The 26,398-nt window shown below is 64.8% G+C and carries 16 protein-coding genes and 2 pseudogenes; 14 read left to right on the top strand and 4 right to left on the bottom strand.

Annotated elements, in window-relative coordinates; genetic code table 11:
- Positions 1–15: 15 nt before the first annotated feature.
- Both RX327_RS37400 and RX327_RS37395 read left to right on the top strand, forming a co-directional pair.
- Positions 16–1,855: pseudogene (locus RX327_RS37400) on the top strand (AMP-dependent synthetase/ligase).
- 79 nt (positions 1,856–1,934) lie between these two features.
- The gene (locus RX327_RS37395) at positions 1,935–3,134 is read left to right on the top strand and encodes an ABC transporter substrate-binding protein (RefSeq protein ID WP_317248886.1); all 1,200 of its coding nucleotides are present in this window, start codon (positions 1,935–1,937) and stop codon (positions 3,132–3,134) included.
- 146 nt (positions 3,135–3,280) lie between these two features.
- Here RX327_RS37395 and RX327_RS37390 read toward each other — a convergent pair whose 3' ends face one another.
- The gene (locus RX327_RS37390; protein ID WP_050382513.1) at positions 3,281–4,033 is read right to left on the bottom strand and encodes a transglutaminase-like cysteine peptidase; all 753 of its coding nucleotides are present in this window, start codon (positions 4,031–4,033) and stop codon (positions 3,281–3,283) included.
- A 595-nt stretch (positions 4,034–4,628) separates the two neighbouring features.
- Between RX327_RS37390 and RX327_RS37385 the strand changes: the two genes are divergently transcribed.
- Together RX327_RS37385 and RX327_RS37380 are read left to right on the top strand one after the other, a co-directional pair.
- Complete coding sequence (locus RX327_RS37385; RefSeq protein ID WP_317248885.1) at positions 4,629–8,792, top strand: VCBS domain-containing protein; 4,164 nt, start codon at positions 4,629–4,631, stop codon at positions 8,790–8,792.
- Between the two features lie 96 nt (positions 8,793–8,888).
- Positions 8,889–11,117 (top strand): adenylate/guanylate cyclase domain-containing protein, encoded by a 2,229-nt coding sequence (locus RX327_RS37380; protein ID WP_317248884.1) that lies wholly within the window; start codon positions 8,889–8,891, stop codon positions 11,115–11,117.
- 164 nt (positions 11,118–11,281) lie between these two features.
- On the opposite strand, the gene RX327_RS37375 is transcribed toward RX327_RS37380, so the two are convergent.
- Complete coding sequence (locus RX327_RS37375) at positions 11,282–12,889, bottom strand: ABC transporter substrate-binding protein (RefSeq protein WP_317248883.1); 1,608 nt, start codon at positions 12,887–12,889, stop codon at positions 11,282–11,284.
- Between the two features lie 209 nt (positions 12,890–13,098).
- Here RX327_RS37375 and RX327_RS37370 point away from each other — a divergent pair, with 209 nt between their 5' ends.
- The 7 genes from RX327_RS37370 (at position 13,099) to RX327_RS37340 (ending at position 20,552) form a co-directional block, all read left to right on the top strand.
- Positions 13,099–14,751, top strand: a complete 1,653-nt coding sequence (locus RX327_RS37370; RefSeq protein ID WP_410712126.1) for an ABC transporter substrate-binding protein — start codon at positions 13,099–13,101, stop codon at positions 14,749–14,751.
- Between the two features lie 201 nt (positions 14,752–14,952).
- Positions 14,953–15,906, top strand: coding sequence for an ABC transporter permease (locus RX327_RS37365; RefSeq protein ID WP_317248882.1), 954 nt, complete (start codon positions 14,953–14,955; stop codon positions 15,904–15,906).
- Between the two features lie 92 nt (positions 15,907–15,998).
- Positions 15,999–16,886, top strand: a complete 888-nt coding sequence (locus tag RX327_RS37360; RefSeq protein ID WP_317248881.1) for an ABC transporter permease — start codon at positions 15,999–16,001, stop codon at positions 16,884–16,886.
- A 3-nt stretch (positions 16,887–16,889) separates the two neighbouring features.
- On the top strand, positions 16,890–17,963 hold the full coding sequence (locus RX327_RS37355) for an oligopeptide/dipeptide ABC transporter ATP-binding protein (protein WP_317248880.1): 1,074 nt from the start codon (positions 16,890–16,892) through the stop codon (positions 17,961–17,963).
- Complete coding sequence (locus RX327_RS37350; protein ID WP_028336598.1) at positions 17,960–18,169, top strand: hypothetical protein; 210 nt, start codon at positions 17,960–17,962, stop codon at positions 18,167–18,169. The genes RX327_RS37355 and RX327_RS37350 overlap by 4 nt, the downstream gene beginning before the upstream one ends.
- The gene (locus tag RX327_RS37345) at positions 18,166–19,578 is read left to right on the top strand and encodes an amidase (protein WP_317248879.1); all 1,413 of its coding nucleotides are present in this window, start codon (positions 18,166–18,168) and stop codon (positions 19,576–19,578) included. The genes RX327_RS37350 and RX327_RS37345 overlap by 4 nt, the downstream gene beginning before the upstream one ends.
- Positions 19,575–20,552: an ABC transporter ATP-binding protein gene (locus RX327_RS37340; RefSeq protein WP_317248878.1), complete on the top strand. Its 978-nt coding sequence runs from the start codon at positions 19,575–19,577 to the stop codon at positions 20,550–20,552. Before RX327_RS37345 ends, RX327_RS37340 begins: the two co-directional genes overlap by 4 nt.
- 97 nt (positions 20,553–20,649) lie before the next feature.
- On the opposite strand, the gene RX327_RS37335 is transcribed toward RX327_RS37340, so the two are convergent.
- A complete protein-coding gene (locus tag RX327_RS37335) occupies positions 20,650–21,558 on the bottom strand; it encodes a LysR substrate-binding domain-containing protein (RefSeq protein WP_050382530.1) in 909 nt (302 codons plus the stop codon).
- 110 nt (positions 21,559–21,668) lie between these two features.
- Between RX327_RS37335 and RX327_RS37330 the strand changes: the two genes are divergently transcribed.
- The 3 genes from RX327_RS37330 (at position 21,669) to RX327_RS37320 (ending at position 25,669) form a co-directional block, all read left to right on the top strand.
- Positions 21,669–22,463, top strand: coding sequence for an acyl-CoA thioesterase domain-containing protein (locus RX327_RS37330; protein WP_050382531.1), 795 nt, complete (start codon positions 21,669–21,671; stop codon positions 22,461–22,463).
- A gap of 150 nt (positions 22,464–22,613) precedes the next feature.
- The gene (locus RX327_RS37325; protein ID WP_317248877.1) at positions 22,614–24,365 is read left to right on the top strand and encodes a type I secretion system permease/ATPase; all 1,752 of its coding nucleotides are present in this window, start codon (positions 22,614–22,616) and stop codon (positions 24,363–24,365) included.
- Positions 24,362–25,669, top strand: a complete 1,308-nt coding sequence (locus RX327_RS37320) for an HlyD family type I secretion periplasmic adaptor subunit (protein ID WP_317248876.1) — start codon at positions 24,362–24,364, stop codon at positions 25,667–25,669. The genes RX327_RS37325 and RX327_RS37320 overlap by 4 nt, the downstream gene beginning before the upstream one ends.
- A gap of 164 nt (positions 25,670–25,833) precedes the next feature.
- Here RX327_RS37320 and RX327_RS37315 read toward each other — a convergent pair.
- A pseudogene (locus RX327_RS37315) lies at positions 25,834–26,314 on the bottom strand (CinA family protein).
- Positions 26,315–26,398: the final 84 nt, after the last annotated feature.

Below are 26,398 nucleotides of genomic sequence, written 5' to 3'. Positions count from 1 at the left end.
GAGGAGGGAGCGCGCATGGCCCGACCGGCGGTGCTGACGGTCGCTGATACGATCGCGAAGAGCTTCCTGCGCGCCGCCGAGACGCGGGGCGACAGGCCGGCCATCCGCGAGAAGAAGTTCGGCATCTGGCAGCCGACGAGCTGGCGCGAATGGCTGGAGATCTCGAAGGAGATCGCCTACGGCCTGCATGCCACAGGCTTCCGTCCCGGCGACGTCGCCTCCATCGTCGCCAACGCCGTTCCGGAATGGGTCCATGCCGACATGGGTATCCTGTGCGCCGGCGGCGTCTCCTCCGGAATCTATCCGACCGATTCCTCGTCCCAGGTCGAGTATCTCGTCAACGATTCCCGCACCAGGGTGATCTTCGCCGAGGACGAGGAGCAGCTCGACAAGATTCTCACCTGCCGCGCACGCTGTCCGTCCCTGCAGAAGATCATCGTGTTCGACATGGAGGGCCTCAGCGGCTTCTGCGATGACATGGTGCTGTCGCTCGCGGAATTCACGTCGCTCGGCCGCAATCATGCCTGGGGCAATCCGGCGCTGTGGCAGGAGATGATCGACAGCCGCAGCGCCGGCGATCTCGCCATCCTCGTCTACACGTCCGGCACGACCGGTCCGCCCAAGGGCGCGATGCATGCCAACCGCAGCGTCACGCACCAGATGCGGCACGCCAACGATCTCTACCCCTCGACTGACAGCGAGGACCGGCTGATCTTCCTGCCGCTCTGCCATGTTGCCGAGCGCATCGGCGGCTACTACATCTCGGTCGCGCTCGGCTCGGTGATGAATTTCGCCGAGAGCCCGGAAACCGTGCCGGACAATCTGCGCGAGGTGCAGCCGACCGTCTTCCTCGCGGTGCCGCGCATCTGGGAAAAGTTCTATTCCGCCATCACCATCGCGCTGAAGGATGCGACGCCGTTCCAGAACTGGATGTATGCCCGCGCGCTCGCGATCGGCAACCGGATGACCGAGTGCCGGCTGCAGGGCGAGACGCCGCCCTTGTCGCTGCGGCTCGCCAACCGCGCGGCCTACTGGCTGGTGTTCCGCAACATTCGCCGCATGATCGGGCTCGATCGTTGCCGCATCGCGTTCACCGGCGCGGCACCCATCGCACCGGAGCTGATCCGCTGGTATCTGGCGCTCGGCATCGACATGCACGAGGTCTACGGCCAGACCGAGAATTGCGGGGTCGCCACCATGATGCCGGCGGAAAGGATCAAGCTCGGCTCGGTCGGCACCGCGGTGCCCTGGGGCGAGGTCGCGCTGTCGCCCGAAGGGCGAGATCCTGATCAAGGGCGACTTCCTATTCATGGGCTATCTGAACCAGCCGGAGAAGACGGCCGAAACCATCGATCCGCGCGGGTGGCTGCACACTGGCGACGTCGGCACCATCGACAATGAAGGCTTCGTCCGCATCACCGATCGGATGAAGGACATCATCATCACCTCCGGCGGCAAGAACATCACGCCGTCCGAGATCGAGAACCAGCTCAAGTTCTCGCCCTACATTTCCGATGCCGTGGTGATCGGCGACAAGCGGCCGTATCTCACCTGTCTCGTGATGATCGACCAGGAGAACGTCGAGAAGTTCGCCCAGGATCACGACATCCCCTTCACCAACTACGCCAGCCTGTGCCGGGCGAGCGAAATCCAGGACCTGATCTGGCGCGAGATCGAGGCGGTCAACGTGAAGTTCGCCCGCGTCGAGACCATCAAGAGGTTTTATCTGATCGAACGCCAGCTCACCCCGGAGGACGAGGAGCTGACGCCGACCATGAAGTTGAAGCGCGGCTTCGTGAACAAGCGCTACGCCGCCGAGATCGAGGCGATGTATCGCGAGCGTGCAGTGGCATAGCCGAGGAGAAGGAAATTGGCGAGGGAGCGAGCCGGCCCGACCCTTCGCTCAACATGGGCCATGTAAGGAGGAGACTGCAATGTCGAAATCGCTGAAGGCGCTGGGCCTTGCGGTGAGCGCGCTGGCGCTCACCTGTCTGCCAGCCGCGGCGCAAACCAAGGTCACCAACGAAGGCATCTCGGCGACCGAGATCGTCATCGGCACCCATCAGGACCTGTCGGGTCCGATCAAGGGCTGGGGCGTCCCCGTCTCCAACGGCATGAAGATGGCGGTCGAGGAGGTCAACGCCGCCGGCGGCATCAACGGCCGCAAGATCCGCCTGGTGGTCGAAGACAGCGGCTACGATCCGAAGAAGGCCGTGCTGGCTTCGCAGAAATTGATCGAGCGCGACAAGATCTTCGCGATGGTGGGGCCGATGGGATCGCCGACCGTGCTTGCTGCGCAGGATATCTTGCTCGACGCCGGCGTGCTGCAGCTCTTTCCGCTGACGGCGGCCGAGTTCACCTTCAAGTTCGATCCGGCCAAGCCGCAGGAGCGGCTGAAGTTCAACAACCTCCTGCCCTATGTCGAGAGCACGCGGGCCGCGCTCAAATACATGATTGAGGCAAAGAATTTCAAGAAGCCCTGCATCATGCATCAGGACGACGAGTACGGGAAGAACGTGCTCGATGGTTTTAACCAGCAGCTCGCTGCCATGAAGGTGCAGCCGGCCTCGATCACGAGCTACAAGCGCGGCGCCTCCGACTTCTCGGCGCAGGTCGCCAAGATGAAGTCCGACGGCTGCGACCTCGTCGTGCTCGGCGCGGTCCTCCGTGAGCCGATCGGCACGATGAGTGAAGCGAAGAAGCTCGGATGGGACGTCACCTTCCTCGGCGCCACGCCCGTTAACGTGCTCGAAGTGCCGGCGCTCGGCAAGGAAGCCGTCGAAGGGCTCTATGCGGCGTCGGGCTTCGAGATCCCCTACGAGGACACGGCCAAGGGCAAGGTGAAGGACTGGCTGGTGAACTACAAGAAGATGTTCAACACCGACGCCAATACCCAGGCGATCATCGGCTACAACGCGGTGATGACCTTCGCCTTCTACGCGCAGAAGGCGGGCAAGGATCTCTCCGGCCAGAAGATGCTCGACGCACTGGAGTCCGGCGACAAGTTCCAGGACATCTTCAATTCGCCGCCGACGGTGTTCTCGAAGACCAACCATCTCGCCACCACCATCACACAGGTCCAGCAGGTCAAGAACGGCCGCTGGGTGCTGGTGAAGGACAATCTGATGTTCTGATCGGCATTTCTCGGGATCGTCATTCCGAGATGGTGCGTGAGCGCTAGACCGCAGGTGCGCAGTTGCGCACCGGGAAGCCTTGAGATTCCCCAATTCGCAATTGCGAATTGGGGTTCGATGCTTCGCATCGTCCCGGAATGACGCGATCAGTTCGTCCGCGCCGCCGGCCGCCACGCGGCCTCGGCGACGAGCGGGGCATCGACATAGCGGCTGACGCCGTGCTGGTCGATCACGAAGGTCGGCCGAAAGCTCCTGATGTCGCTGTCCTCGATCATCGCCATGCGGCGGTTGTCGAGCGTCAGCCAGCGGCCGTCGAGCCGCGCCGCGACCACCGCATGGTCTTCGCCGCCGACGAGGTCATGCAGGACGACGATCCGCAGATCTTCCGGCGCCACGCCGGCCTTGCGCAGCGCCACGAGTTTCGCGATCGCATAGTCCTCGCAGTCGCCGCTGCCGCGGGCGAAGGTGGCGAGCGGCGGCGCCCAGACGTCGGGCTCGCCATAGGCCGCAAGATCGCTGCCCGGACGGATCGCAAGGTTGATCGCGCGGTTGATCTCGCCGAGCCGGGCGCGACCCTGACGCGCCCGTCCGGCATCGACGATCGCCAGGAATCGCAGCGCCGCCGGCGACGCGCAACCGCCGCGGTCGCTCTCGCAGGCTGCCAGTTGCTCCAATTCGTCGGCGAGCTGGCGTTGCACGCCGAGCCATTTGTCGTGCAGGCCGCCGTCGGCAAGCAGGCTGGTGGTCAGGCCGAACGGCTCGGTCGACTTTCTGATCAGCGTCGCCGGGCCGGGCGAAAGCAGCGAAGCGGCATTGAGCTCGGCAACCGGCGCGGCCAGCGCCAGGCCGAAGCCCAGCATGACGGCGCGCAGCGCCAGCGGGCGAAGCGAGAATCTCATCTGACACCCCCTGTCCGCTCATCGGCGGGTGGACATTGCACCGCGCACGCGACCGGATCGTTTCATGCCGGGCAGCATGGCGAACGATCCCTTCGAATCGACTTAAGATGTGGGGAATCAGGGGAAGAGGCTAAAGGGCGCCTGCTTGGGGTCCCGAAAACTTTACCGGTTTGTGAAAGGAAGCGGCGAACCTTTTTCCACTGCTTTGCAACTCATCCTTGCCTTCTGGTTAACCCGGCCGGTCCGCGCACGGGACTGCTGTGATTTGTAAGCTAAGTCACAGCTTTGGCCGGGAAATTGGGGTCAAATGCCCGCTCTGGGCTAAGGGGAAATAGAGGCAAGTACAGAAATGCCAATCAATACCACGAATACGTGGCTCAGTACGTATCTTGGCTTAAATACCACCTTATGATACCGTCAAGCGAATCCGAACTACACGGCTCTTCACAGCGTGAGCCAAGTCACATCCAGTCAAACCGCACTACAGGACCACCTTGCGCAAGCACAGAGTGGTTTCGCCAAGCTTTATCCGATGATATGCAGGCATAATCATTCGGATATTTTAACAATATTAACTCTCGTGCGGTGATCCGCAGTGAACTTTGTCGAGAAATTCGACGGCCTGTTGCCGAACACGGACGCTTATGCCCGTGGATACGTGCACGTCGACAGTGTTTCCACGCATGCTCCGCCCGGCGCGATCATCGTCGACGACGGGCAATTGCTGTTCACCGGCGACTTCAAGCGGACCGGGCTCGATCTCGTCATCGCGAAGGAAGATCGGGAACTCGTCCTGCACGACTACTTCAAGGGCGAAAAGCGCGCGCCGCTGGCGTCGCCTGACGGCGCGCATCTCACCGGCGATCTCGTCAACGCACTCACCGGCTATGCCCAATATGCCCAGGCCGGCGGCGCGGCGGAGCCGGCCAAGGTCATCGGCCATGTCACCAAGCTGACCGGGAACGCGACGGCCATCCGCAACGGCGTCGCGATCGTCCTGAACCAGGGCGATAACGTCAACAAGGGTGACGTGGTGCAGTCCGGAGGCGACTCGACGCTCGGCATCACCTTCATCGACGGCACCGTGTTCGGTCTCGGACCGAACGCCAAGATGGTGCTGAACGAGATGGTCTACGACCCCAACGGGTCGAGCAACTCCTCGCTGCTCAGCCTGGTTGCGGGCACCATCACCTTCGTCGCCGGCGAGACCGCCAAGCATGGCGACATGAAGGTCGACACGCCGGTCGCCACCATGGGCATCCGCGGCACGGCGGTGCTGGTCGAGATCGATTTCGACGTGCAGGGCACCGGCGGCGTGCCGCCGGCCAAATTCCAGGTGCTGGTCGAGCCGAACGGCACGACCGGCTCCTACATCCTGTTCGACAAGACGACGCTCAATCCGATCGCGACCGTCGATCAGGCCGGCACCCAGACCATCGTCAACGGCCAGGGCAGCGTCAGCTTCGTCTCGTCGGCGCAACTGTCGACCGATGCGCAGAAGCTGATCACGGACGTGTTCTCGCTGAAGTTCACCGACAACAACACCAACACCAAGCTGACCACGAACTTCACCGACAGTGTCGTCCCGGTCTCGAGCAGCTTCAAGCTCACCAGCAGCGACGGTGGCGCGCCGATCATCATTCTGCTGACCTTCGTCAACACGACCGGCCCTCAGGCCGGCGGCGTTCCCAACAGCAGGATCGACCACATCCCGGGGCCGCCGCAGGTCGTGACCCAGGACGCGGCGTTTACCGAGCGGCCGGGGCTGACCCAAAGCGGGCTGTTCGACACTGCGACGGGCCAGATCAAATGGCTGGACCTCAATGTCGGCGACATACCGAGTGCGAAGGTCGGCTATTCCGCGTTCAGCTACCGGGACGCCAACGGCAGCGACGTGACCTCATCGCTGACGGCAGCGCAGCTTGCGGCCATCAAGACCGTCGAGATCCCGTTGCTGCTCGAGCCCGATCCGAACAACAAGAATGCCGGTTCGGCGACCTGGACCTACAACCTTGCCGACAGCGCCTTCGACTTCCTGGCTGCCGGGGAAACGCTGACGCTGACCTATGTCGCGCGCGTCGATAACAATTTCGCGCCGAACAACGAGACTACGTTCAAGACCTTCACGATCACGATCACCGGCACCAACGACACGCCGGTGGTGACGTCCTCGGCGCAGGCCGGTTCGATCACCGAACTCGCAGCAACGACGAATTCCGCCCAGCCTGATACGGCGCACGGCACGCTGACGTTTACCGATGCGGATCTGACCGACACGCATACGGTCACCATCACCGGCGTCACCGAGACCGGCGTCACCACCGGACTTGCCGGCCATGCCACCGTGCTGACCTGGCTTTCGCTGGGCGCGCTGACCGATTCGACCGATGGCGTGACGGGATCGCGCTCCTGGACGTTCTCGGCCGCCGACAGGAGCTTCGACTATCTCGCCACCGGCGAGACGCTGACGCTGACCTACACGGTCGAGATCGACGACCATCAGGGCGGCGTCGTCACGCTGCCGGTCACCATCACGATCGTCGGCACCGACGACAGGCCGGTGATCACCTCGCCGACCCAGGCGGCCGCCATCACCGAAGCCGAGGAGACGACCGGTTCGGTCGTGCCGGATACCGCATCCGGTACCGTGACCTTCGTCGATGTCGATCTCAGCGACACCCACAGCGTCACCGTGGCCGGCGTCACCGAAACTGGCGTGACCACGGGGCTTCCCGATCAGGCGACGATACTGGGCTGGATGTCGCTCGGCACGCTGACGGATTCGACCGGCGGCGTAACCGGATCGCGCGCCTGGACCTTCTCGGCCGCCGACAGGAATTTCGACTATCTCGCTGTCGGCGAGACGTTGACGCTGACTTACCTGATCCAGGTCGACGACCATCACGGCGGCGTCGTCACCCAGCCCGTCACCATCACCATCACGGGCACCAACGACGCGCCGACGTTCACGTCGGAGCCGCCGACCGCCACGGTCCCCGAGATGATCGGCGAGACCGGATCGATCAAGCTCGACATGGCCCAGGGCGCGGTGACATTTGCCGACGTCGATCTCAGCGACACCCATATCGTGTCCATCACCGGCGTCGCGGAATCCGGAACGACCACAGGCCTGCCTGAGGACGAGTCCATCATCCTGAACTGGCTCTCGCTGGGGATGCTGACCGATTCGACCGGCGGGATCGCCGGATCCCAGGCCTGGACCTTCTCGGCCGCCGACCGCAATTTCGATTATCTTGCCGACGGTGAGACACTGACGCTGACCTATACGGTCGAGGTCAATGACCATCATGGCGGCGTGATCAGCCAACCGGTCACGATCACGATTACCGGCAGCAATGACGCGCCGATCGTCACGTCGGTGCCTCAGGCGGCCATCATCCCCGAACAACCCGATACGACCGGTTCATCGACGCTGGACAACGCATCCGGCACCGTGACGTTCACCGATGTGGATCTCAGCGACACCCACACCATGACCATCACCGGCGTCGCCGAATCCGGGGCGACCACGGGCCTGCCCGACGAGTCCACGATCCTGAACTGGCTGTCGCTGGGGACGTTGACAGACGCGACTGGCGGTTCAATCGGATCGTCGACCTGGACGTTCTCGGCCGCGGACCAGAATTTCGACTATCTCGCCCTCGGCGAGACGCTGACGCTGACCTACACGATCCAGATCGACGACCACCATGGCGGCGTCGTCAACGAGCCCGTGACGATCACGATCAACGGCGCCAACGACGCGCCGACACTCGCCGACTTCAGTGCCGGCACGCTCACCGATACCGCTGATAACGACACATTCGGCACGCTGACCGGCACGCTCCATGGCAACGACGTCGACCATGGCGAAACCGCAACGCTGACTTATGCCGCGCTCAATTCGGATCACGCCGCGGTCACGCAGACCGCAGGCCTCTACGGCTCGCTGACCGTCAACCCGGACGGCACCTACAGCTATGTTCCCGATGCCGCCGCGATCAACGCGCTCGGCAAGGGCACCTATGCCGACACGTTCGATGTGGAAACGATCGACGCGCATGGCGCCATCGGGACTGCGAAGCTGACGATCGACGTGATCGGCGCCAACGACGCGCCCGTGATCCACACCGACAACGTCAGTATCACCGAACATCCCAACGGGACCGAGACGATCTCCGGCCTGACCGTGACGGACGCCGATGCGACGTCCGACGAGACCTTCTCCATGGCCGCGGTGACGACGCCCGGTGCGGGCAGCAGCGTTGCGCCTTCGTCGCAGGAGGGGCTTCTCTCCGGCATCAACACCGCGCTTGGATCGCCGGGCCTCGTTTACAACCCCGGCCAGACAGCTCCAGCGACCGACAAGATCGCGCTCTCGGTGACCGATGGCCATGGCGCAACCGATACGGTCAATTTGATCTTCAACGTCCAGCAGGACCCGCCGCAGCCGGTGACACTGACGGGGACCAGCGACAAGGACGTGTTCTTCGGGTCAGGTTATCAGGACAAGTTCGTGTTTGCGCCGAACTTCAACCACGACACGATCCTGAACTTCACGCCAGGCGAGGACCAGATCGACCTGTCCACGGTCGTCTCGGCAAGCACCTTCAGTACCTGGTTCGATCAGCATGTTGCGACATCGCCGACGAATTCGGCGGATACGCTGATCACGGTTGACGGCGCAGACACGATCACATTGCACAATGTTGCGAAGGCGAGCCTGTCCCAGAACGACTTCATCATTCATTTTACGTGACGGACGCGCGGCCGTGCCCGCGGGTCTGGTCCGGCTGATTGTGCACTGCGTGCTTGCTCGATTGGAACAATTCTGCGCGCGTGATATCCAGATGGCATGAAACGGCTGAAGGCGATACGCAGGTGGTTCGCACGGCGCTTCGGCTACGCGCGGCTGGTCTGCGTGGCGCTGTTGATCGGCATTGCTGCGCTGCGGATCGTGGATCCGGCTCCGGTTCAGGAGCTTCGCGTCAGGACGTTTGACACATTCCAGGCGCTGCAACCGCGCCACAAGACGGCGCGGCCGGTCACCATCGTCGACATCGACGACAAGAGCCTCGCCAGGCTCGGCCAGTGGCCGTGGCCGCGGACGCGGATCGCCGATATCGTCACCAATCTCACCCGGCTCGGCGCCGTGGTGATCGCGTTCGACGCGGTGTTCTCCGAGCCGGATCGTCTCAACCCCGATATCGCCGCCGATACCTTCAACAGCCTCGATGAGGAGATGCGCGCCAGGCTGCGGCAGCTGCCGAGCAACGACAGCATCATGGCCGAAGCCATCAAGAACTCGCGCGTGGTGCTCGGCGAATCCGGCGGACCCAACGTGCGCGCCGACCTCAACGAAAAGCTTCCGGTCACCGGACTTGCGATGCTCGGCGAGGAGCCGCAGCCTTTCATGTTCATGTTCCCGGGGTTGCTGCGCAACGTACCGGTGCTCGAGGAGGCGGCCGCCGGGCGCGGCCTGTTCACGATCAGGCCGGAGCGCGACGGCATCGTCAGGCGCGTGCCGATGATCATGGTGGCGCAGGGCATCACCATGCCGTCGCTGAGCTTCGAGATGCTGCGGGTGGCGAGCGGCTCGGGCACGATCCTGATCAAGGCCGACAAGGCCGGTATCAAGAGCCTCGGCCTCAAGGGCTTTGCGATCCCGACCGATCTCCACGGCCAACTCTGGATCCACTACGCCCGCCGCGATCCCTCGATCTATGTCTCGGCGGTCGATGTGCTGGACGGGCGCGTCTCGCCGGACCGAATTGCCGGCAAGCTGATCGTGATCGGCACCTCAGCGACCGGGCTGAACGACATCAAGACGACGCCGGTGACGCCGGCGATGCCCGGTGTCGAGGTTCACGCCCAGGTGCTGGAGAGCGCGCTGACCGGCGACGTCGTTTCGCAGCCGAATTACGGCATCGGCATCGAGTTCTTCGCCGCGTTGATTATGGGGCTCCTGGTGATCGCTTTCGCGCCGAAATTCGGTCCGATCACGCTGGTCGCCGTCGGCGGGATGTTCGCCTCGGTGCTGATCGGCACGTCCTGGTATTTCTATTCCCAGCACCGGCTGCTGATCGACTTCACCTATCCGCTGCTCTCGACCACGGCGATCTATCTGACGCTGATCTTCGCCAGCTTCGTGCGCGAGCAGCGCCAGCGCCGGCAGATTAGGTCGCAATTCGTGCAGTACATGTCGCCCGCGCTGGTCGAGCAACTGGCGCAGTCGCCGGAGCGGCTGGTCCTCGGCGGCGAGGAACGCGAGATGACCATCATGTTCTCGGACATGCGCGGCTTCACCTCGATCTCGGAAACCTACAAGAGCAATCCGCAGGGCCTCACGGCGCTGATGAACCGTTTCCTCACCCCGCTTTCCAACGCGATTCTCGCCCGCAAGGGTAACATCGACAAATACATGGGCGACGCCATCATGGCGTTCTGGAACGCGCCGCTCGATGACAAGCAGCACCAGCTCAACGCCTGCGATGCGGCGCTCGACATGCTGGAGCGCGTCGATGACCTCAACCGTGAGCGCGAGCAGGAGGCGAAGGATGGCGGCCACGTCTATGTGCCGCTCAACATCGGTGTCGGTCTCAACACCGGCTCCTGCGTGGTCGGCAATATGGGCTCCGATGTGCGCTTCGACTATTCGGTGCTGGGCGACAGCGTGAACCTGGCCTCGCGCCTGGAAGGGCAGACCAAGGAATACGGCTTTCCGATCATCGTCGGATCCAGGACAGCGCTCGCGGCCAAGGAGAAGTTCGCGATCATCGAGCTCGACTTCATCATGGTCAAGGGCAAGACCGAGCCGGAGGTGATCTACGCCATCGCGGGCCGTGAGGATGTCGCGAACTCCGGCCGCTTCCAGCGGCTGCGCAACCTGACCATCGAGATGCTCGCCTGCTACCGCGGCCGCGATTGGGACGGCGCGCTCGCCGCGATCGAACGCGGCCGCAAGACCGACGAGGCGCAGACGCTGCAATATCTCTACCGCCTCTACGAGGCGCGCATCCACGCCTTCCAGAAGGAGCCGCCGCCCGACGACTGGAACGGCGCATTCGCGTTGACGACGAAATAGCCGACGCAAACCCGATGTCGTCCCGGCCTAGTGCGCAATTGCGCACGGGGGGCCGGGACCCGTAACCACGAATGGCCGTTGACGGAAGATCGTCTCGCCGCGTGCCCATTGCGGCGGCGGCGGCGTATGGGTCCCGTCTTTCGCCGGGACGACGATAGGAAGATTTACTCCATCCCGATCGTCGTCAGATCCTGGAACCAGTGCTGCGCCTGCACGAACTGCTTGATCTTCGGCGACAGCGCGTGCGGGTTGGTGTCGTGGACCACCCAGACCAGCGTGGCATCGTCCACGATCAGCGCATGCGCCTGGGCCAGCAATGCGTCCTGCTTGGCGCTGTCGAAGGTCTGCTTGGCCTCGTCGATCAGCGCGTCGACCTTCGGGTTCTTGTAGCCGCCCCAGTTGACGCCGACAGGCGCGATCTGCCCGGAATGGAAGAAGCGGACGATGGCGTAGAGCGGGTCGGAGGTGACATAGGCGATGTTGTTGGCGGTGATGCCGGCGTTCATCTCGTCGGCCGCGCCCTTGCGCCAATGCGTATAGAGCGTCTCGAGCTCGACCACCTTGAAATCGATGTCGATGCCGATCTCCTTGAAGCTCTGCTGCAGGAATTCGTTCATCGGCAGCGACAGCATCTGGCCGGTGCCGCCTTGCGCAATGATGAAGGTGGTCTTGAGCGGCTTCGCCTTGGAGTAGCCGGCTTCCTCGACCAGCTTCTTGGCTGCTGCGAGATCATATTTCAGCTCGAAAGTGGGCTTCCCGAACCAGGGGCTTGACGGATCGACCTGGCCCTTGGCTGGCTTGGCCAGCCCGTTCATCAGGCCGACCACCGCCTCGCGATCGATCGCAAGGTTGAGCGCCTTGCGCAGGCGGATGTCGGTCCAGGGCGAGCCGGGCAGCACGCTGAGATGATAGTTCCAGACATGCGGCGTGACGTTGTCGACGAGCTTCATGCCGGCCGCTTTCAGCTGCGGCACGGCATCCGGCGCCGGCGTCTCGATCAGGTCGACTTGTCCCGCAAGCAGCGCATTGGTGCGCGTCAGCGCTTCCGGCATCGGCACCAGCACGATCTTGTCAGCCTTCGGAATCCGCTTCTTGTTCCAGTAGTCGGGGTTCTTGGTCAGCTCGGCGAGTTCGCGCGGCACCAGCTTGGTCAATTTGAACGGGCCGGTGCCCGAGGGCTGGCTGGCGAACTTGTCCCAATCCTTGCCGAGCTTTTCATACTGCGCCGGGCTCGACACCAGGAACCACAGCATCTGATACGGGAAGAAGGAATCGACCGTCTTGGTGGTGATCTCCACGGTGGAGTCGTCGATCTTGGCGTAGCTGGCGACGGAGGGCAGGCGGGTCTTCACCTGCGCGCTCTGCCGCTTGTCGAATTGCGGCGCCTTGTCGTTGAGCACCTTGTCCAGATTCCAGATCACCGCATCGGCGTTGAACTCGCTGCCGTCGTGAAACTTCACGCCCTTGCGAAGCGTGAAGCGCCACTTGGTCTTGTCGGCATCGTCGACTTTCCATTCGGTGGCGAGGCCCGGCACCAGCTTGCCGGGGCGATCGGCGACGTCCATCTCCCAGGCGACCAAGGGATCGTAGATCGTGTAGGCCGTGAATTGGTAGGCGCCGGCGCCGCGATCGGGCTGGCCCGTCGTCAGCGGGATGTCCGCCATCGAGATGCCGTAACGCACAATGGACTCTGCTTGCGCGGATGTGCCCGGCCAGCCCGCAGTCAAGGCGAGCGTCATTGCCGCCATCAGGATCGAATTGCGCGCACGCATATGAAGGCTCCGTTGGAAAGACGTTGGAGCCAAATCCTGCAAGCATGATGCCAGAATAGGCATCTTCGCTTCGTTCAGGCGCGAGGTGGGAAGAAATGACGCGCCCGGCGGTTATTTGCTGATGAACTATTCCCCTTGGCACAGGCATTGCATACGCTTGCCCAAGAAATAATCACCAAAACGTCACCAGACTCGAAGGGGCTGCTCAGATGCGTAACAGGAAAACCAATGCGACGGCGATCATGCTGGCGCTTGCGATAGCCACGGGCGTGCCGGCGATTGCCGGCGCCGAGACCGTGCTGCGCATCGGCATGACCGCTGCCGATATTCCGCGCACCCTGGGTCAGCCCGATCAGGGCTTTGAAGGCAATCGCTTCACCGGCCTCACCATGTACGACGCGCTGACCGGCTGGGACCTGTCCTCTGCCGACAAGGCGAGCGTGGTGATCCCCGGTCTTGCCACCGAGTGGAAGGTCGACGATGCCGACAAGACCAAGTGGATCTTCAAGCTGCGCCCCGGCGTCACCTTCCATGACGGCTCGCCGTTCAACGCCGATGCCGTCGTGTGGAACGTCGAAAAGGTGCTGAAGCAGGACGCGCCGCAATTCGACGCCAGCCAGGTCGGCGTCACCGCCTCGCGCATGCCGACGCTGGCCTCGGCGAAGAAGATCGACGACATGACGGTCGAGCTCACCACCAAGGAGCCCGACAGCTTCCTGCCGATCAACCTCACCAACCTGTTCATGGCGAGCCCGGCGAAGTGGCAGGCCTTCTACGACAAGGCCGAAGGCGCCGATGCCAAGGCGAAGTCGCAGGCCGCCTGGACCGCGTTCGCCAAGGACGCCTCGGGCACCGGCCCGTGGAAGATGTCGAGCTTCACGCCGCGCGAACGGCTCGAGCTAGTCAAGAACGCGAACTATTGGGACAAGGCGCGCGTGCCCAAGATCGACAAGATGGTGCTCCTGCCGATGCCGGAGGCGAATGCGCGCACCGCAGCGCTGCTCTCGGGCCAGGTTGACTGGGTCGAGGCGCCGGCACCCGACGCGCTGCCCGAGCTCAAGCAGCGCGGCTTCAAGCTCTACGCCAACGAGCAGCCGCACGTCTGGCCCTGGCAATTCTCGCGCGTCGAGGGCTCGCCCTGGAACGACATCCGCGTGCGCAAGGCGGCGAACCTCTGCGTCGATCGCGAAGGCCTCAGGGACGGCCTGCTCGCCGGCCTGATGGTGCCCGCGACCGGTACCTTCGAGCCCGGCCATCCCTGGCGCGGCAAGCCGACCTTCGAGATCAAGTACGACAAGGCGGCAGCGCAAAAGCTGATGCAGGAAGCGGGCTTCGGTCCCAATAAGAAGCTGACGGTCAAGACGCAGACGTCCGCGTCGGGCTCGGGACAGATGCAGCCGCTGGCGATGAACGAATATCTTCAGCAGGCCCTCGCCGAATGCTATTTCGATGTGAAGCTCGACGTCATCGAGTGGAACACGCTGTTCACCAACTGGCGCCGCGGCGCCAAGGACCCCTCGGCCAACGGCTCGAACGCGACCAACGTCACCTATGCGGCGATGGACCCGTTCTTCGCCCTGGTGCGCTTCCTGCAATCGGGCATGGCGCCGCCGGTCTCGAACAATTGGGGCTTCATCAACAACCCCAAATTCGACGAGCTGGTGAAGAAGGCGCGTCAGACTTTCGATCCCGCCGCACGCGATGCCGCGCTCGCCGAACTGCATGCGGCCTCCGTCGACGACGCGGCGTTCCTCTACGTCGCCCACGACGTCGGCCCGCGCGCGATGAGCCCGAAGGTGACGGGCGTCGTGCAGCCGAAGAGCTGGTTCATCGACTTCTCGCCGGTGACGGTCGCGCCGTGAGGCGCTAGTCGCGCAATAGGTGCACCCTCTCCCCTTGTGGGAGAGGGTGGCTTCGCGCAACGCGAAGCCGGGTGAGCGGTTGTCTCCGCGGACTGCCTCCCTGAGATGAAATGATTGTATCCGCGGATCGAAAACCCTCATCCGGCGCGCGTTCGGCGCGCCACCTTCTCCCACAAGGGGAGAAGGAAGAAAAGAGACAACGTGCTCGCCTATATCGCCCGACGCATCGTCTATGTCGTCCCGATCGTCATCAGCGTGGCGCTGGTGTGCTTCCTGCTCGTGCACATCACGCCGGGCGATCCGCTCGTTGCGGTGCTGCCGGCCGATGCCTCGCAGGAGCTCGCGGCGCAGCTTCGCGCCGCTTATGGCTTCGACCGGCCGCTGCCGGTGCAGTTCGGCCTGTGGCTGCTTCGTGCCCTCCATGGCGATCTCGGCAATTCCATCGCGACCGGCCGCCCCGTGCTCGCCGAGGTCATGCGCGCGGTCGGCAACACCGTGATGCTGGCGATCGCGGCCGCGATGATCGGCTTTACGCTCGGCCTGCTGTTCGGCCTGATTGCCGGCTATTTCCGCGACACCTGGGTCGACAAGGTCGCGACCTCGGTTGCGATAGCCGGCGTGTCGCTGCCGCATTATTGGCTCGGCATGGTGCTGGTCATCATCTTCTCAGTTCAGCTGAACTGGCTGCCCGCCGTCGGCGCCGGGCCCAGCGGCTCCAATTCCTGGGCCTGGGACTGGGCGCATCTGAAATATCTCGTGCTGCCGGCGATCACGACATCGGTGATTCCCATGGGCATCGTCACCCGCACGGTGCGTGCCCTCACCGGCGACATCTTGAGCCAGGACTTTGTCGAGGCGTTGCGCGCAAAAGGCCTGCGCGAGACCGAGGTGTTCCGCCACGTCGTCAAGAACGCCGCGCCCACTGCGCTTGCCGTGATGGGTCTTCAGCTCGGTTACATGCTCGGCGGCTCGATCCTGATCGAGACCGTATTCTCCTGGCCGGGATCGGGCTTCCTGCTCAACTCCGCAATCTTCCAGCGCGACCTGCCGCTGCTGCAGGGCACGATCCTGATCCTGGCGCTGTTCTTCGTGTTCCTCAATCTGCTGGTCGACATCGCCCAAGCCGCGATCGACCCGCGCATCAAGCGGAGTTAGAGCATGATCCGGAAAAGTGGGAACCGATTTTCCCTCGCGGCAAACGCGGATCGCGTTTGCGCGGAGATCATGCTCCAACAAGGAGCGAGCGCATGAGTGCGATGTCAGATACCGCATTGCAAGCCGTCCCTGCGACCAAGGCGCGCGGCTATTGGGCGACCGTCGGCCGCCGCATCATGCGCGACAAGGTCAGCATGGCCTGCGCCATCATCCTGGTGCTGATCTTTGCTTCGGCGCTGCTGGCGCCATGGCTGGGTCTCGAAGATCCCTACAAGGGCTCGATGATCCGCCGCCTGCGCCACATCGGCACGGCCGGCTATCCGCTCGGCACCGACGAGCTCGGCCGCGACATGCTGGCGCGGCTGATCTACGGCGGCCGGCTGTCGCTGGTCATCGGCATCCTGCCCGTGATTCTCGCCTTCTGCATCGGCACCTCGCTCGGCATCATCGCCGGCTATGTCGGCGGCAAGCTCAACACCGCGATCATGCGCACGGTCGACGTGTTCTATGCCTTTCCGTCCGTGCTGCTGGCGATCGCGATCTCCGGCGCGCTCGGGGCCGGCATCCTCAATTCCATCGTGTCGTTGACGGTGGTGTTCGTGCCGCAGATCACCCGCGTCGCCGAGAGCGTCACGACGGGCGTGCGCAACATGGATTTCGTCGAGGCCGCGCGCGCCTCCGGCGCCGGGCCCTTCACCATCATGCGCGTGCACATCCTCGGCAACGTGCTCGGCGCGATCTTCGTCTATGCCACGAGCCTGATCTCGGTCTCGATGATCCTGGCGGCTGGTCTCTCCTTCCTCGGTCTCGGCACGAAACCGCCGGAGCCGGAATGGGGCCTGATGCTGAACACGCTGCGGACCGCGATCTACGTCAATCCCTGGGTCGCAGCATTGCCGGGCGCGATGATCTTCGCGGTCTCGATCTGCTTCAACCTGCTCTCGGACGGCCTGCGCAGCGCCATGGACATCAGGAATTAGAGCATGAGCGACGCCAATCTCTCCGTCGATATGCTGGAGCCGGTCGCCGACATCGGCGGCGCCGCGCAGCCGCTGCTGCAGGTCAAGGGACTGACCAAGCATTTTCCGGTGCGCGGCGGGCTTTTCAGTCCGCGCAAGACCGTGCGCGCCGTCGACAACGTCTCGTTCACCGTCGCCAAGGGCGAGACGGTCGGCATCGTCGGCGAGTCCGGCTGCGGCAAGTCCACCACCGCGCGGCTTCTGATGCATCTGATGCCGCGCGACGACGGCGACATCATCTATGACGGCCGACAGGTCGGTCCGTCACTCTCGCTGCGCGAATTGCGGCGCGGCATGCAGATGGTGTTCCAGGACTCCTACGCCTCGCTCAATCCGCGCCTTACCATCGAGGAATCGATCGCCTTCGGCCCCAAGGTGCACGGCATGGCCGACGCCACGGCACGTGCGCTCGCGCGCGAACTGCTCGGCAAGGTCGGCTTGCGTCCGGAAACCTTCGCCAACCGCTATCCGCACGAGATCTCCGGCGGCCAGCGCCAGCGCGTCAACATCGCGCGGGCACTGGCGCTGTCGCCGCGGCTGGTGATCCTGGACGAAGCCGTCTCGGCGCTCGACAAATCGGTCGAGGCGCAGGTGCTCAATCTCCTGGCCGATCTCAAGCGCGAGTTCGGCCTGACCTATCTGTTCATCAGCCACGACCTCAACGTCGTTCGCTACATCTCGGACCGCGTGCTGGTGATGTATCTCGGCGAAGTCGTCGAGCTCGGTCCCGTTGATGCGGTCTGGGATGCACCGGCGCATCCCTATACCCGCGCGCTGCTCGCGGCGATGCCGTCGTCGGATCCCGACCAGCGCACCGAGACGCCGCCGATATCAGGCGATCCGCCCAATCCGATCGATCCGCCCCCGGGCTGCCGCTTCCACACCCGTTGTCCGTTTGCGGAGCCGCTCTGCGCAAACGACACGCCAAAACTCAGCGATCTCGATACAATGGGCCATCAAGCGGCGTGCTACATGGCCATTCCTGGCTCGGGGCACAGCCGCGCGCCGGCAAAAGCAAAAGGAGAAAACGCGGCATGACCAGACCTACTCCCAAGGATGTCAAGGTGATCGCGCACGTCGCCGACGTGCCTGCCGACGACGAAGTCGCCACCCGCATCGCCAATTCGATCGGCCCGGCATTCGACGGCTTCGCGCCGATCTCCGGCACGCTGCCCTTCGATCTCGAACCCGCGAGCTTCCTGCTGGCGCAGATCGCGCAGAAGACTGAGAAGGTGTCGAAATGAGCTCTGATCCGGCCCTGATGACGCTGACCGCGGTCGCCAAGGCGATTGCCGACAAGAAAGTTTCCTCGCATGAGGTGACGCGCGCCGTGCTGCATCGCATTGCGGAATGGCAGCCGCGCCTCAACGCCTATATGGCGATCGAGTCCGAGCAGGCGCTGGCCGCCGCCACGGAGGCCGATACCGCGCTCGCCAGGGGCAATAGTCGCGGTGCGCTGCACGGCGTGCCGCTCGCGCACAAGGATATGTACTACGACGCGGGTCACGTCGCGACCTGTGGCTCGCTGATCCGCCGCGACTTCGTGCCGAAGACGACCGCGACGGCCTTGCAGCGGTTGAAGGACGCCGGCCAGGTCCGCCTCGGCACGTTGCATCTCGCCGAATTCGCCTATGGGCCGACCGGGCACAACGCCCATTACGGACCGGTGCGCAATCCCTGGAATGTCGCCCACATCACCGGCGGGTCGTCATCCGGCTCGGGCTCCGCGGTCGCCGCGCGCCTGACCTATGCGGCGCTCGGCTCGGATACCGGCGGCTCGATCCGCATGCCCGCGCATTTCTGCGGCGTCACCGGTCTCAAGACCACGGTGGGCCGCGTCAGCCGCGCCGGCGCGATGCCGCTGTCGCAATCGCTCGACACGGTCGGCCCGCTGGCGCAGACCGCGGAAGACTGCGCGCTGCTGCTCGGCCTGATGGCCGGCGCCGACCCCGAGGATCTGACGGCGTCGACGCAGCCGGTGCCGGACTATATGGCCGCGACCAAACAGTCGCTGAAGGGCCTGAAGATCGGCGTGCCGACGGCGTTCTATGTCGACGACCTCGATCCCGAGGTGGCGCGTATCCTGGACGAGAGCGTCGCTACCTTGAAGAAAGAGGGCGCCGAGATCGTCAAGGTCGAGCTGCCCGATCAGCGCCAGCTCTCTTCGGCATCGCAACTGGTGCTCGCGGTCGAGGCTGCCGCCTTCCACAAGCGCTGGATGATCGAGCGTCCGCAGGATTATGGCGCACAGGTCCTGATGCGGCTCCAGAACGGCCTCGCCGTTCCCGCCATCACCTATCTCGAGGCCATGCGCTGGCGCGGGCCGGCGCTCGCCGCGCACAACGCAGCCGTCAGCGGCGTCGACGCGGTGATTGCGCCGTCGTCGCCGGTGCCGGCACCCACGATTGCCGAGAGCGATGTCGGCAATGGTCCCGGCGCCGACGCGCTGTTGCAGCGGCTCACGCTGTTCACCCGCCCGGTGAATTTTCTCGGCCTGCCGTCGCTCACAGTGCCCTCCGGCTTCACGAAGACCGGCCTGCCGGTCGGGATGCAGCTGATCGGACGCTCCTTCGAGGAAGCGGTTCTGCTTCGGATCGGCGCCGCGTTCCAGCGCGCGACCGATTTCCACGCCAGGATACCCAAGCTCGCATGACCAACCTCGTCGAGATCAACAACCTCAACATCCGCTTCACCGGCGAGCGCACGGTCTATGCCGTGAACGATCTCAGCCTCTCGCTCGGCAACAGCGAGGTGCTGGGCCTGCTCGGCGAGTCCGGTTCGGGCAAGAGCGTGACACTGCGTGCGCTGATGCGGCTGCTGCCGAAGAAGCGCACGCAGATCACTGGCACGGTCAACGTGCTGGGCCGCGACGTGCTCGCCATGAACGACGAGGAGCTGTCGTCGTTTCGCGGCCAGACCGTGTCGATGATCTTCCAGGAGCCGGCGCTCGCGCTCGATCCGGTCTACACCATCGGCCGCCAGATCGCGGAGACGGTGATGCGCCACGAGGGCAAGAGCGAGCGCGAGGCTACCGCGCGGGCGCTCGAGATGCTCGAGGTCGTGCGCATTCCCTCGGCGAAGCGCCGGCTCGACGCCTATCCGCACGAGATGTCGGGCGGCATGCGTCAGCGCGCGATGATCGCGCTCGCGCTCGCCTGCCGTCCCAAGATCCTGCTGGCGGACGAGCCGACCACCGCGCTCGATGCCACCGTGCAGATCCAGATCCTGTTGCTGCTGCGCGAGCTGCAACGCGAATTCGGCATGTCCGTCATCTTCGTTACCCACGACATCGGCGTCGCCATCGAGATCTGCGACCGCGTCGCGGTGATGTATGCCGGCCAGATCGTGGAGCAGGGCACGCTTCGCGACATCGTCCGCTCGCCGGTGCATCCCTACGCCAAGGGCCTGCTCGCCTCGACCATCCATGGCGCCAAGCGCGGCGCCCGCCTGGAGACCATTCCCGGCACCCCGCCCTCGCTCGATCATGCGCCGGCCAGTTGCTCCTTTGCACCGCGCTGCAGGTTCGCCGAGCAACGTTGCAGCGAGAGCCTGCCGCCGAGTGTGCAGGTCGCTCCCGGCCGCCTGGCACGGTGCATCCTGGCCGAGCCGGCGTCCGTCACGGTCTAAAGCGCGATGAGATTAGGTTGAATCGTCATCGCGCCTTAGCTCTTTGTTTGAGCATGATCTTTTCGGAAAACCGCTTCGCACTTTTCCGGATCATGCTTTAGCTCGCCCGTGCGACCGCGTCGGCAATCCAGCGCCGCACCGCGGCGATGCGGCGGTCCCGCGCCTGCTCGGTGCGGGAGACCAGGTAGATCGTCTCGCTGTATGCGGCCTCGAACGCAAACGGCGCCACCAGCCGCTTGCCGAAGCCCGGGCGCGCCTTGATCAGGGGCGCGATCGCAATCGCGACGCCGAGCCCGTGTTCGGCGGCCTCCAGCATCGCCGGCACGCTGTCGAGCCACAGATGTCCGCGCGGAGCGAGATTCGGCAGCCCGGCCTCCCTCAGCCAGGCTGGCCACGCCCGCGGCTGCGTCGTGACATGGATCAGCACCTCGCGCGACAGGTCCGCAGGGGTCCGAAGACCTGCCCTGACCAGCGCCGGCGTGCAGACCGGCAATCCTTTGACCTGCACCAGCGGCTCGACCTTCAGCCCGGTGGCATGTTCCCGCCCGTAGCGGATCGCGACATCGACGCGCGATCCGTTGAAATCGGCATATTGGTGCGTGGCTTCGATCCGCAGCGTCAGTTGGGGATGGCGCCGCTTGAACTCCGGCAGCGCCGGCAGCAGCACGGCGCTGGTGAAGAACGGCAATGAGCTGATCCAGAGCTCGCCGCTGGCCTCGCCGCGTTGCCGCAGCATGTCACGGCTCGCCTCCTGCAGCGTCGCCAGCGCGGCCGACACTTTTGCAAGGTAGCGCTCGCCGTCGTCGGTCAATCGCACCGAACGTGCGCCGCGGACGAACAGCTTGGTGCCGAACTGCTCTTCCAGCCCGCGGATCTGGTGGCTGATCGCCGACGGGCTCAGCGACAGGTCTCGCGCGGCGCGCCGGAAGCTGAGTTGCGTAGCCGCGCGCTCGAAGGCGAGCAGCGCCGGCAGCGGTGGGATCACTCGCGGATCGGGGGCATCCAATGGGTGAATCCTGCTCACCTGAAGTGATGAATGGCCTTTTGTCATGGCCGCTATTCTTGGATCAGATTGGTCGAACGCTCAATCCTGCTCATCTCAGGGGATCATTCGCCTTGGCCATCTTCGAACCGCTCGCCACGCCCCATCACTGGAAGCCGGCGGCGCTGGCGGCCGGGCCGTTCACAGGCCTTCAGGGCGGGGCGGTCGCAAGCCTGCTGACCGGCGAGGTCGAGGCCATGGCCGGCGCGCGCAATTGGGGCACCGCGATCTCGGCGGCGGCCTGGTTCCTGCGGCCGACACCAATGACGGAACTGCGCACGCAGGTTACCGTGGTGACCGAAGGCGGCCGGGTCAGCGTCGTCGACAACACGCTCTGGCCGGCCGGTGAGGAGCAACCCTGCGCGACGGTGCGCGTGACGCTGTCGCGCGAGCGTGCCGTCGAGGTCCCGGGGTTTTACGGGAGCTCAGCCGATCCGGTGGATCCCACGGCATTTCCGTTGCGCAGCCCACACGCCGTCCATGGCCGCAGCTGGTTCATGGATGCGATGGAAGCCCGTGCCGGCGGCGATACCGCCTGGTTTCGCTTGCATCACGCCGTCATAGCGGGCGCCGGTCCGCTGGCGCGGGTGCTCGGCCCGGCTGACTGGACCCACGGCATCGCGCGGCCGGTCCAGAACGTGGTGGCAGACCCCAATCCGAACCTCGCGGTGCAGCTGTTCCGGTCACCGCGGGGCGCCTGGATCGGCGTTCGCGCCGATGCGCGCTGGCGCCCGGAGGCCGGGCTCGGCGTCGGCAGCGGGGTGTTGCTCGATGTGGATGGCGAGATCGGCCGGGTCTCGATGTCGGTCATTCTCGTGCCGCTTCCGGGAAGCGCGCCCGCGCGAGGCCAGGGTTCCGCCGCCGGTTAACCCTAATTTATTCCGTCAACTGTCGGTGCGATCACAAAATGAGGCCGCGAACCATGCTTTGGTTCACGCGACTTAAAATGGACGGTGGTCGCAAACGTCTATACAACGTGGTGATCACGTAACTCTTTTGTTTTGCAGAGATCAGTTTTTATGGCAGCCGCGCCCGCTGTCCGGCGTTCCGAACTGGCTGAGGCGCTGCGCGCTTGTCGCACGGCGTTCATCGGCGTCGGCTTGATGAGCTGCATGATCAACCTGCTCTATCTGACCGGGTCGATCTTCATGCTGGAGGTCTACGACCGGGTGCTGCCGAGCCGCAGCATCCCGACCCTGGTCGGCCTCGTGGTCATCGCCGCGGTCCTCTACATCGCCCAGGGCGTGCTCGACCTGCTGCGCGGACGGATCCTCGGCCGCGTCGGCACCTCGCTCGACGAAGCGCTCAATGCGCGCGTGTTCGACACCATCGTGCGCCTGCCGCTTCTGGTCGGCAGCCGCAACGAGGGCCTCCAGCCGCTGCGCGATCTCGACAATGTCCGTTCCTTCCTCGGCGGCATGGGCCCGAGCGCGTTCTTCGATCTGCCCTGGCTGCCGTTCTACATGGTGATCTGCTTTGCCTTCCATTGGCTGCTTGGCGTCACGGCGCTGGTCGGCGCGATCATCCTGGTGACGTTGACACTGATCACGGAATACTTGTCGCGCACGCCGGCCAAGGAAGCGATGACGCTCGCGGCGCGGCGCAACGATCTTGCCGCCTCCAGCCGCCGCAACGCCGAGGTGATGGTGTCGATGGGCATGGCCGGACGGATGAACCAGCGCTGGAGCGAGGCCAACGAAAAGTATCTCGCCGGCAATCAGCGTGCGAGCGACGTCGCCGGCGGTCTCGGCGCGATCGCAAAGGTACTGCGCATGATGCTGCAATCGGCCGTGCTCGCGGTCGGCGCCTATCTCGTCATCCACCAGGAGGCGACGGCCGGCATCATCATCGCCGGCTCGATCCTCTCCGCCCGCGCGCTCGCTCCGGTCGATCTCGCCATCGCGCATTGGAAATCCTTCGTCGCCGCACGCCAGAGCTGGCAGCGGCTCAATCGTCTGCTGCAGCAGATTCCGGCGCGGCCCGAGCAGACGCTGTTGCAGACGCCGGAGAAGAAGCTCTCGGTCGAGGCCGTGACCATGGTCGCGCCGGGCGACCAGCGCGCCATCGTGCAGGACGTCACCTTCGCGCTCGCCGCCGGCAACGGCCTCGGCGTGATCGGCCCGAGCGGCTCCGGCAAGTCGTCATTGATCCGCGCGCTGGTCGGGGTCTGGCAGCCGGTGCGCGGCAAGGTACGGCTCGACGGGGCGGCGCTCGATCAATGGTCGTCCGACATGCTCGGCCGCCACATCGGCTATTTGCCGCAGGACGTCGAACTGTTCGGCGGCACGGTCGCGCAGAACATCAGCCGGTTCGATCCCGAGGCGACCTCCGACGCGATCATCGCCGCGGCCAAGGAGGCCGGCGTGCACGACATGATCATCAAGATGCGCGAAGGCTACAACACGCAAGTCGGCGAGCAGGGCGCAGCGCTCTCCGCGGGTCAGGCGCAGCGCGTGGCGCTGGCGCGCGCGCTCTACGACAGGCCGTTCCTGGTCGTGCTCGACGAGCCCAACTCCAACCTCGACACTGAGGGCGACGAGGCGCTGACCCGTGCGGTGCGTGGCGCGCGCGAGCGCGGCGCGATTGTCATTGTGGTTGCGCACCGGCCGATCGGCATCGAGGGCGTCGATCATCTGCTGGTGCTGAAGGACGGACGCATGCAGACCTTCGGGCCGAAGGAGGCAGTGCTCGCGCAGGTGCTGCAGCGTGCCGCGCCGCCGGTGCCGACGCCGATCAAGATCGTCGCGGATGCGGGAGCCGCCAAGTCATGACCGATCAACCGCGCAACGCACATCGCTCGATCCGCAAGCATCTGATCGTCGGTCTCGCCGTGGTTCTGGTTCTCGGCGGGGGCGTCGGCGGCTGGGCCGCAACGGTGCCGATCTCGGGCGCGCTGATCGCGCCGGGGCAGATCGTGGTCGAATCCAACGTCAAGAAGGTGCAGCATCCGACCGGCGGCGTGGTCGGCGAGGTGCGCGCCCGCGACGGCGACCGGGTCAAGGCCGGCGACATCGTGGTGCGGCTCGACGACACCGTCGTGAAGGCCAGCCTTGCGATCGTGGTCAAGACGCTGAACGGTCTTTATGCGCGCGCGGCCCGGCTCGAGGCCGAGCAGCAGGGCCGCGACAAGATCGCCTTCCCGCCGCAGCTGCTCGAGCAGGCCAAGGATCCGGACGTTCGCGACATCATGGCGAGCGAAACCAAGCTGTTCGACGTCCGCGTCAACGGCCGCACCGGGCAGAAGGCGCAGCTGCGCGAGCGCATCACGCAGCTCAACGAGGAAATCTCCGGTCTCAGCGCCCAGGAGAAGGCCAAGGACCAGGAGATCGCGCTGGTGCAGAACGAGCTGGTCGGCGTCCGCCAGCTCTATGAGCAGCATCTGGTGCAGCTGACGCGCCTGACAACGCTCGAGCGCGACGCGGCGCGGCTCTCCGGCGAGCGCGCGCAGTACATCGCATCGCGCGCCCAGGCCAAGGGCAAGATCACCGAGACCGAGCTCCAGATCATCCAGATCGACAAGGACGTGGTCAGCGAGGTCTCCAAGGACCTGCGCGAGACCAACGACAAGATCGGCGAGCTGATCGAGCGCAAGGTCGCTGCCGAAGACCAGCTCCGCCGCATCGACATCCGCGCGCCGCAGGACGGCATGGTGCTGCAATCGACCGTGCATACCGTCGGCGGCGTCGTCACGGCCGGCGATACCTTGATGCTGATCGTGCCGCAGACCGACGATCTCCAGGTCGAGGCCAAGGTCAATCCGGTCGATATCGATAAGCTCCAGATCGGCCAGAAGACGCTGCTGCGCCTCTCCGCGTTCAACCAGCGCACCACGCCGGAGCTCAACGGCGTCGTCAGCCGCGTCTCGCCCGACGTCACCACCGACCAGCGCACAGGCCAAGGCTACTACACCATCCGCGTCTCGATGCCGCCCGAGGAGGTCGCCCGGCTCGGCGACGTCAAGATGATTCCCGGCATGCCGGTGGAAGCCTTCGTCCAGACCGGCGACCGCACCATGCTGTCCTATCTGATGAAGCCGATGAGCGACCAGTTCATGCGCTCGTTCCGAGAGAAGTAGCCGCGCGCTGCTCTTGTAGCCCGGATGAAGCGCAGCGAAATCCTGGAACAGTCGCGCAGCGGATGAAGTCATCCCGGATTGCGCTTCGCTTCATCCGGGCTATGCACCTTCAGTGATTCTCGCCCCGCGTCGTCCCGGCTTTCGCCGGGACGACGCTGTTGGAATTACCGCTCCAGATTCTTCAACAGCAATTCGAGCGCCGCCTTCGCAAATGCCTGCATGTTCGCCTGCCGGTCGCCGCTCGCGGTCTCCAGCGTCATCACCTCCGCGGCGGCCTGCGACCGCCATGCAGCTATGGCCCGCTGCGTCGCCGTAGCGGTTGCCGGTGGGGCCGGCGGCTCCGGTCTCGGACAGGCCCCAGTCGGTCGAGAGGCGTTCGCGAATCTGCCGCGCCAGCAATTGCGCGTAGGGTTCCGATGCCGAGCGGATGCCGCGCATGGCGTCGTCGGGAATGTCCATCAGCGCACGCCGCGCGTCGCGGGTGTAGATCACGCCGCCGCCGAGGAAGTAGGCCGACGCGCCGGGAACCGCGAGCAGCGAAGCGGAGATCAGTCCGCCGCTTGAGGATTCCGCGACCGCAATCGTCTGCTTGTTCGCGATCAGTTTTGCGGCGACCTGTTCGGCGATGGATGTGAGCGCGTTCATCGGCCTTCTTTCTCGTTGCCTGCCATGAAAATCCCGTGGGGCGTTCTGCCTTCCTAGCACACCACGCAGGCTTTTGCCGAGTTG

The sequence above is a fragment of the Bradyrhizobium sp. BEA-2-5 genome (genome assembly GCF_032918025.1).
Taxonomy (GTDB): Bacteria; Pseudomonadota; Alphaproteobacteria; order Rhizobiales; family Xanthobacteraceae; genus Bradyrhizobium; species Bradyrhizobium pachyrhizi.
Note: the sequence above shows the minus strand (reverse complement) of the source record. Positions and strands in the feature narration are given on the sequence as shown.

Coding starts and splice junctions, on each gene's coding strand:
- RX327_RS37345 (WP_317248879.1), top strand. CDS start 18,166: ATGAGCTCTGATCCGGCCCTGATGACGCTGACCGCGGTCGCCAAGGCG.
- RX327_RS37360 (WP_317248881.1), top strand. CDS start 15,999: ATGAGTGCGATGTCAGATACCGCATTGCAAGCCGTCCCTGCGACCAAG.
- RX327_RS37380 (WP_317248884.1), top strand. CDS start 8,889: ATGAAACGGCTGAAGGCGATACGCAGGTGGTTCGCACGGCGCTTCGGC.
- RX327_RS37355 (WP_317248880.1), top strand. CDS start 16,890: ATGAGCGACGCCAATCTCTCCGTCGATATGCTGGAGCCGGTCGCCGAC.
- RX327_RS37390 (WP_050382513.1), bottom strand. CDS start 4,033: ATGAGATTCTCGCTTCGCCCGCTGGCGCTGCGCGCCGTCATGCTGGGC.
- RX327_RS37370 (WP_410712126.1), top strand. CDS start 13,099: ATGCGTAACAGGAAAACCAATGCGACGGCGATCATGCTGGCGCTTGCG.
- RX327_RS37320 (WP_317248876.1), top strand. CDS start 24,362: ATGACCGATCAACCGCGCAACGCACATCGCTCGATCCGCAAGCATCTG.
- RX327_RS37340 (WP_317248878.1), top strand. CDS start 19,575: ATGACCAACCTCGTCGAGATCAACAACCTCAACATCCGCTTCACCGGC.
- RX327_RS37325 (WP_317248877.1), top strand. CDS start 22,614: ATGGCAGCCGCGCCCGCTGTCCGGCGTTCCGAACTGGCTGAGGCGCTG.
- RX327_RS37350 (WP_028336598.1), top strand. CDS start 17,960: ATGACCAGACCTACTCCCAAGGATGTCAAGGTGATCGCGCACGTCGCC.
- RX327_RS37395 (WP_317248886.1), top strand. CDS start 1,935: ATGTCGAAATCGCTGAAGGCGCTGGGCCTTGCGGTGAGCGCGCTGGCG.
- RX327_RS37375 (WP_317248883.1), bottom strand. CDS start 12,889: ATGCGTGCGCGCAATTCGATCCTGATGGCGGCAATGACGCTCGCCTTG.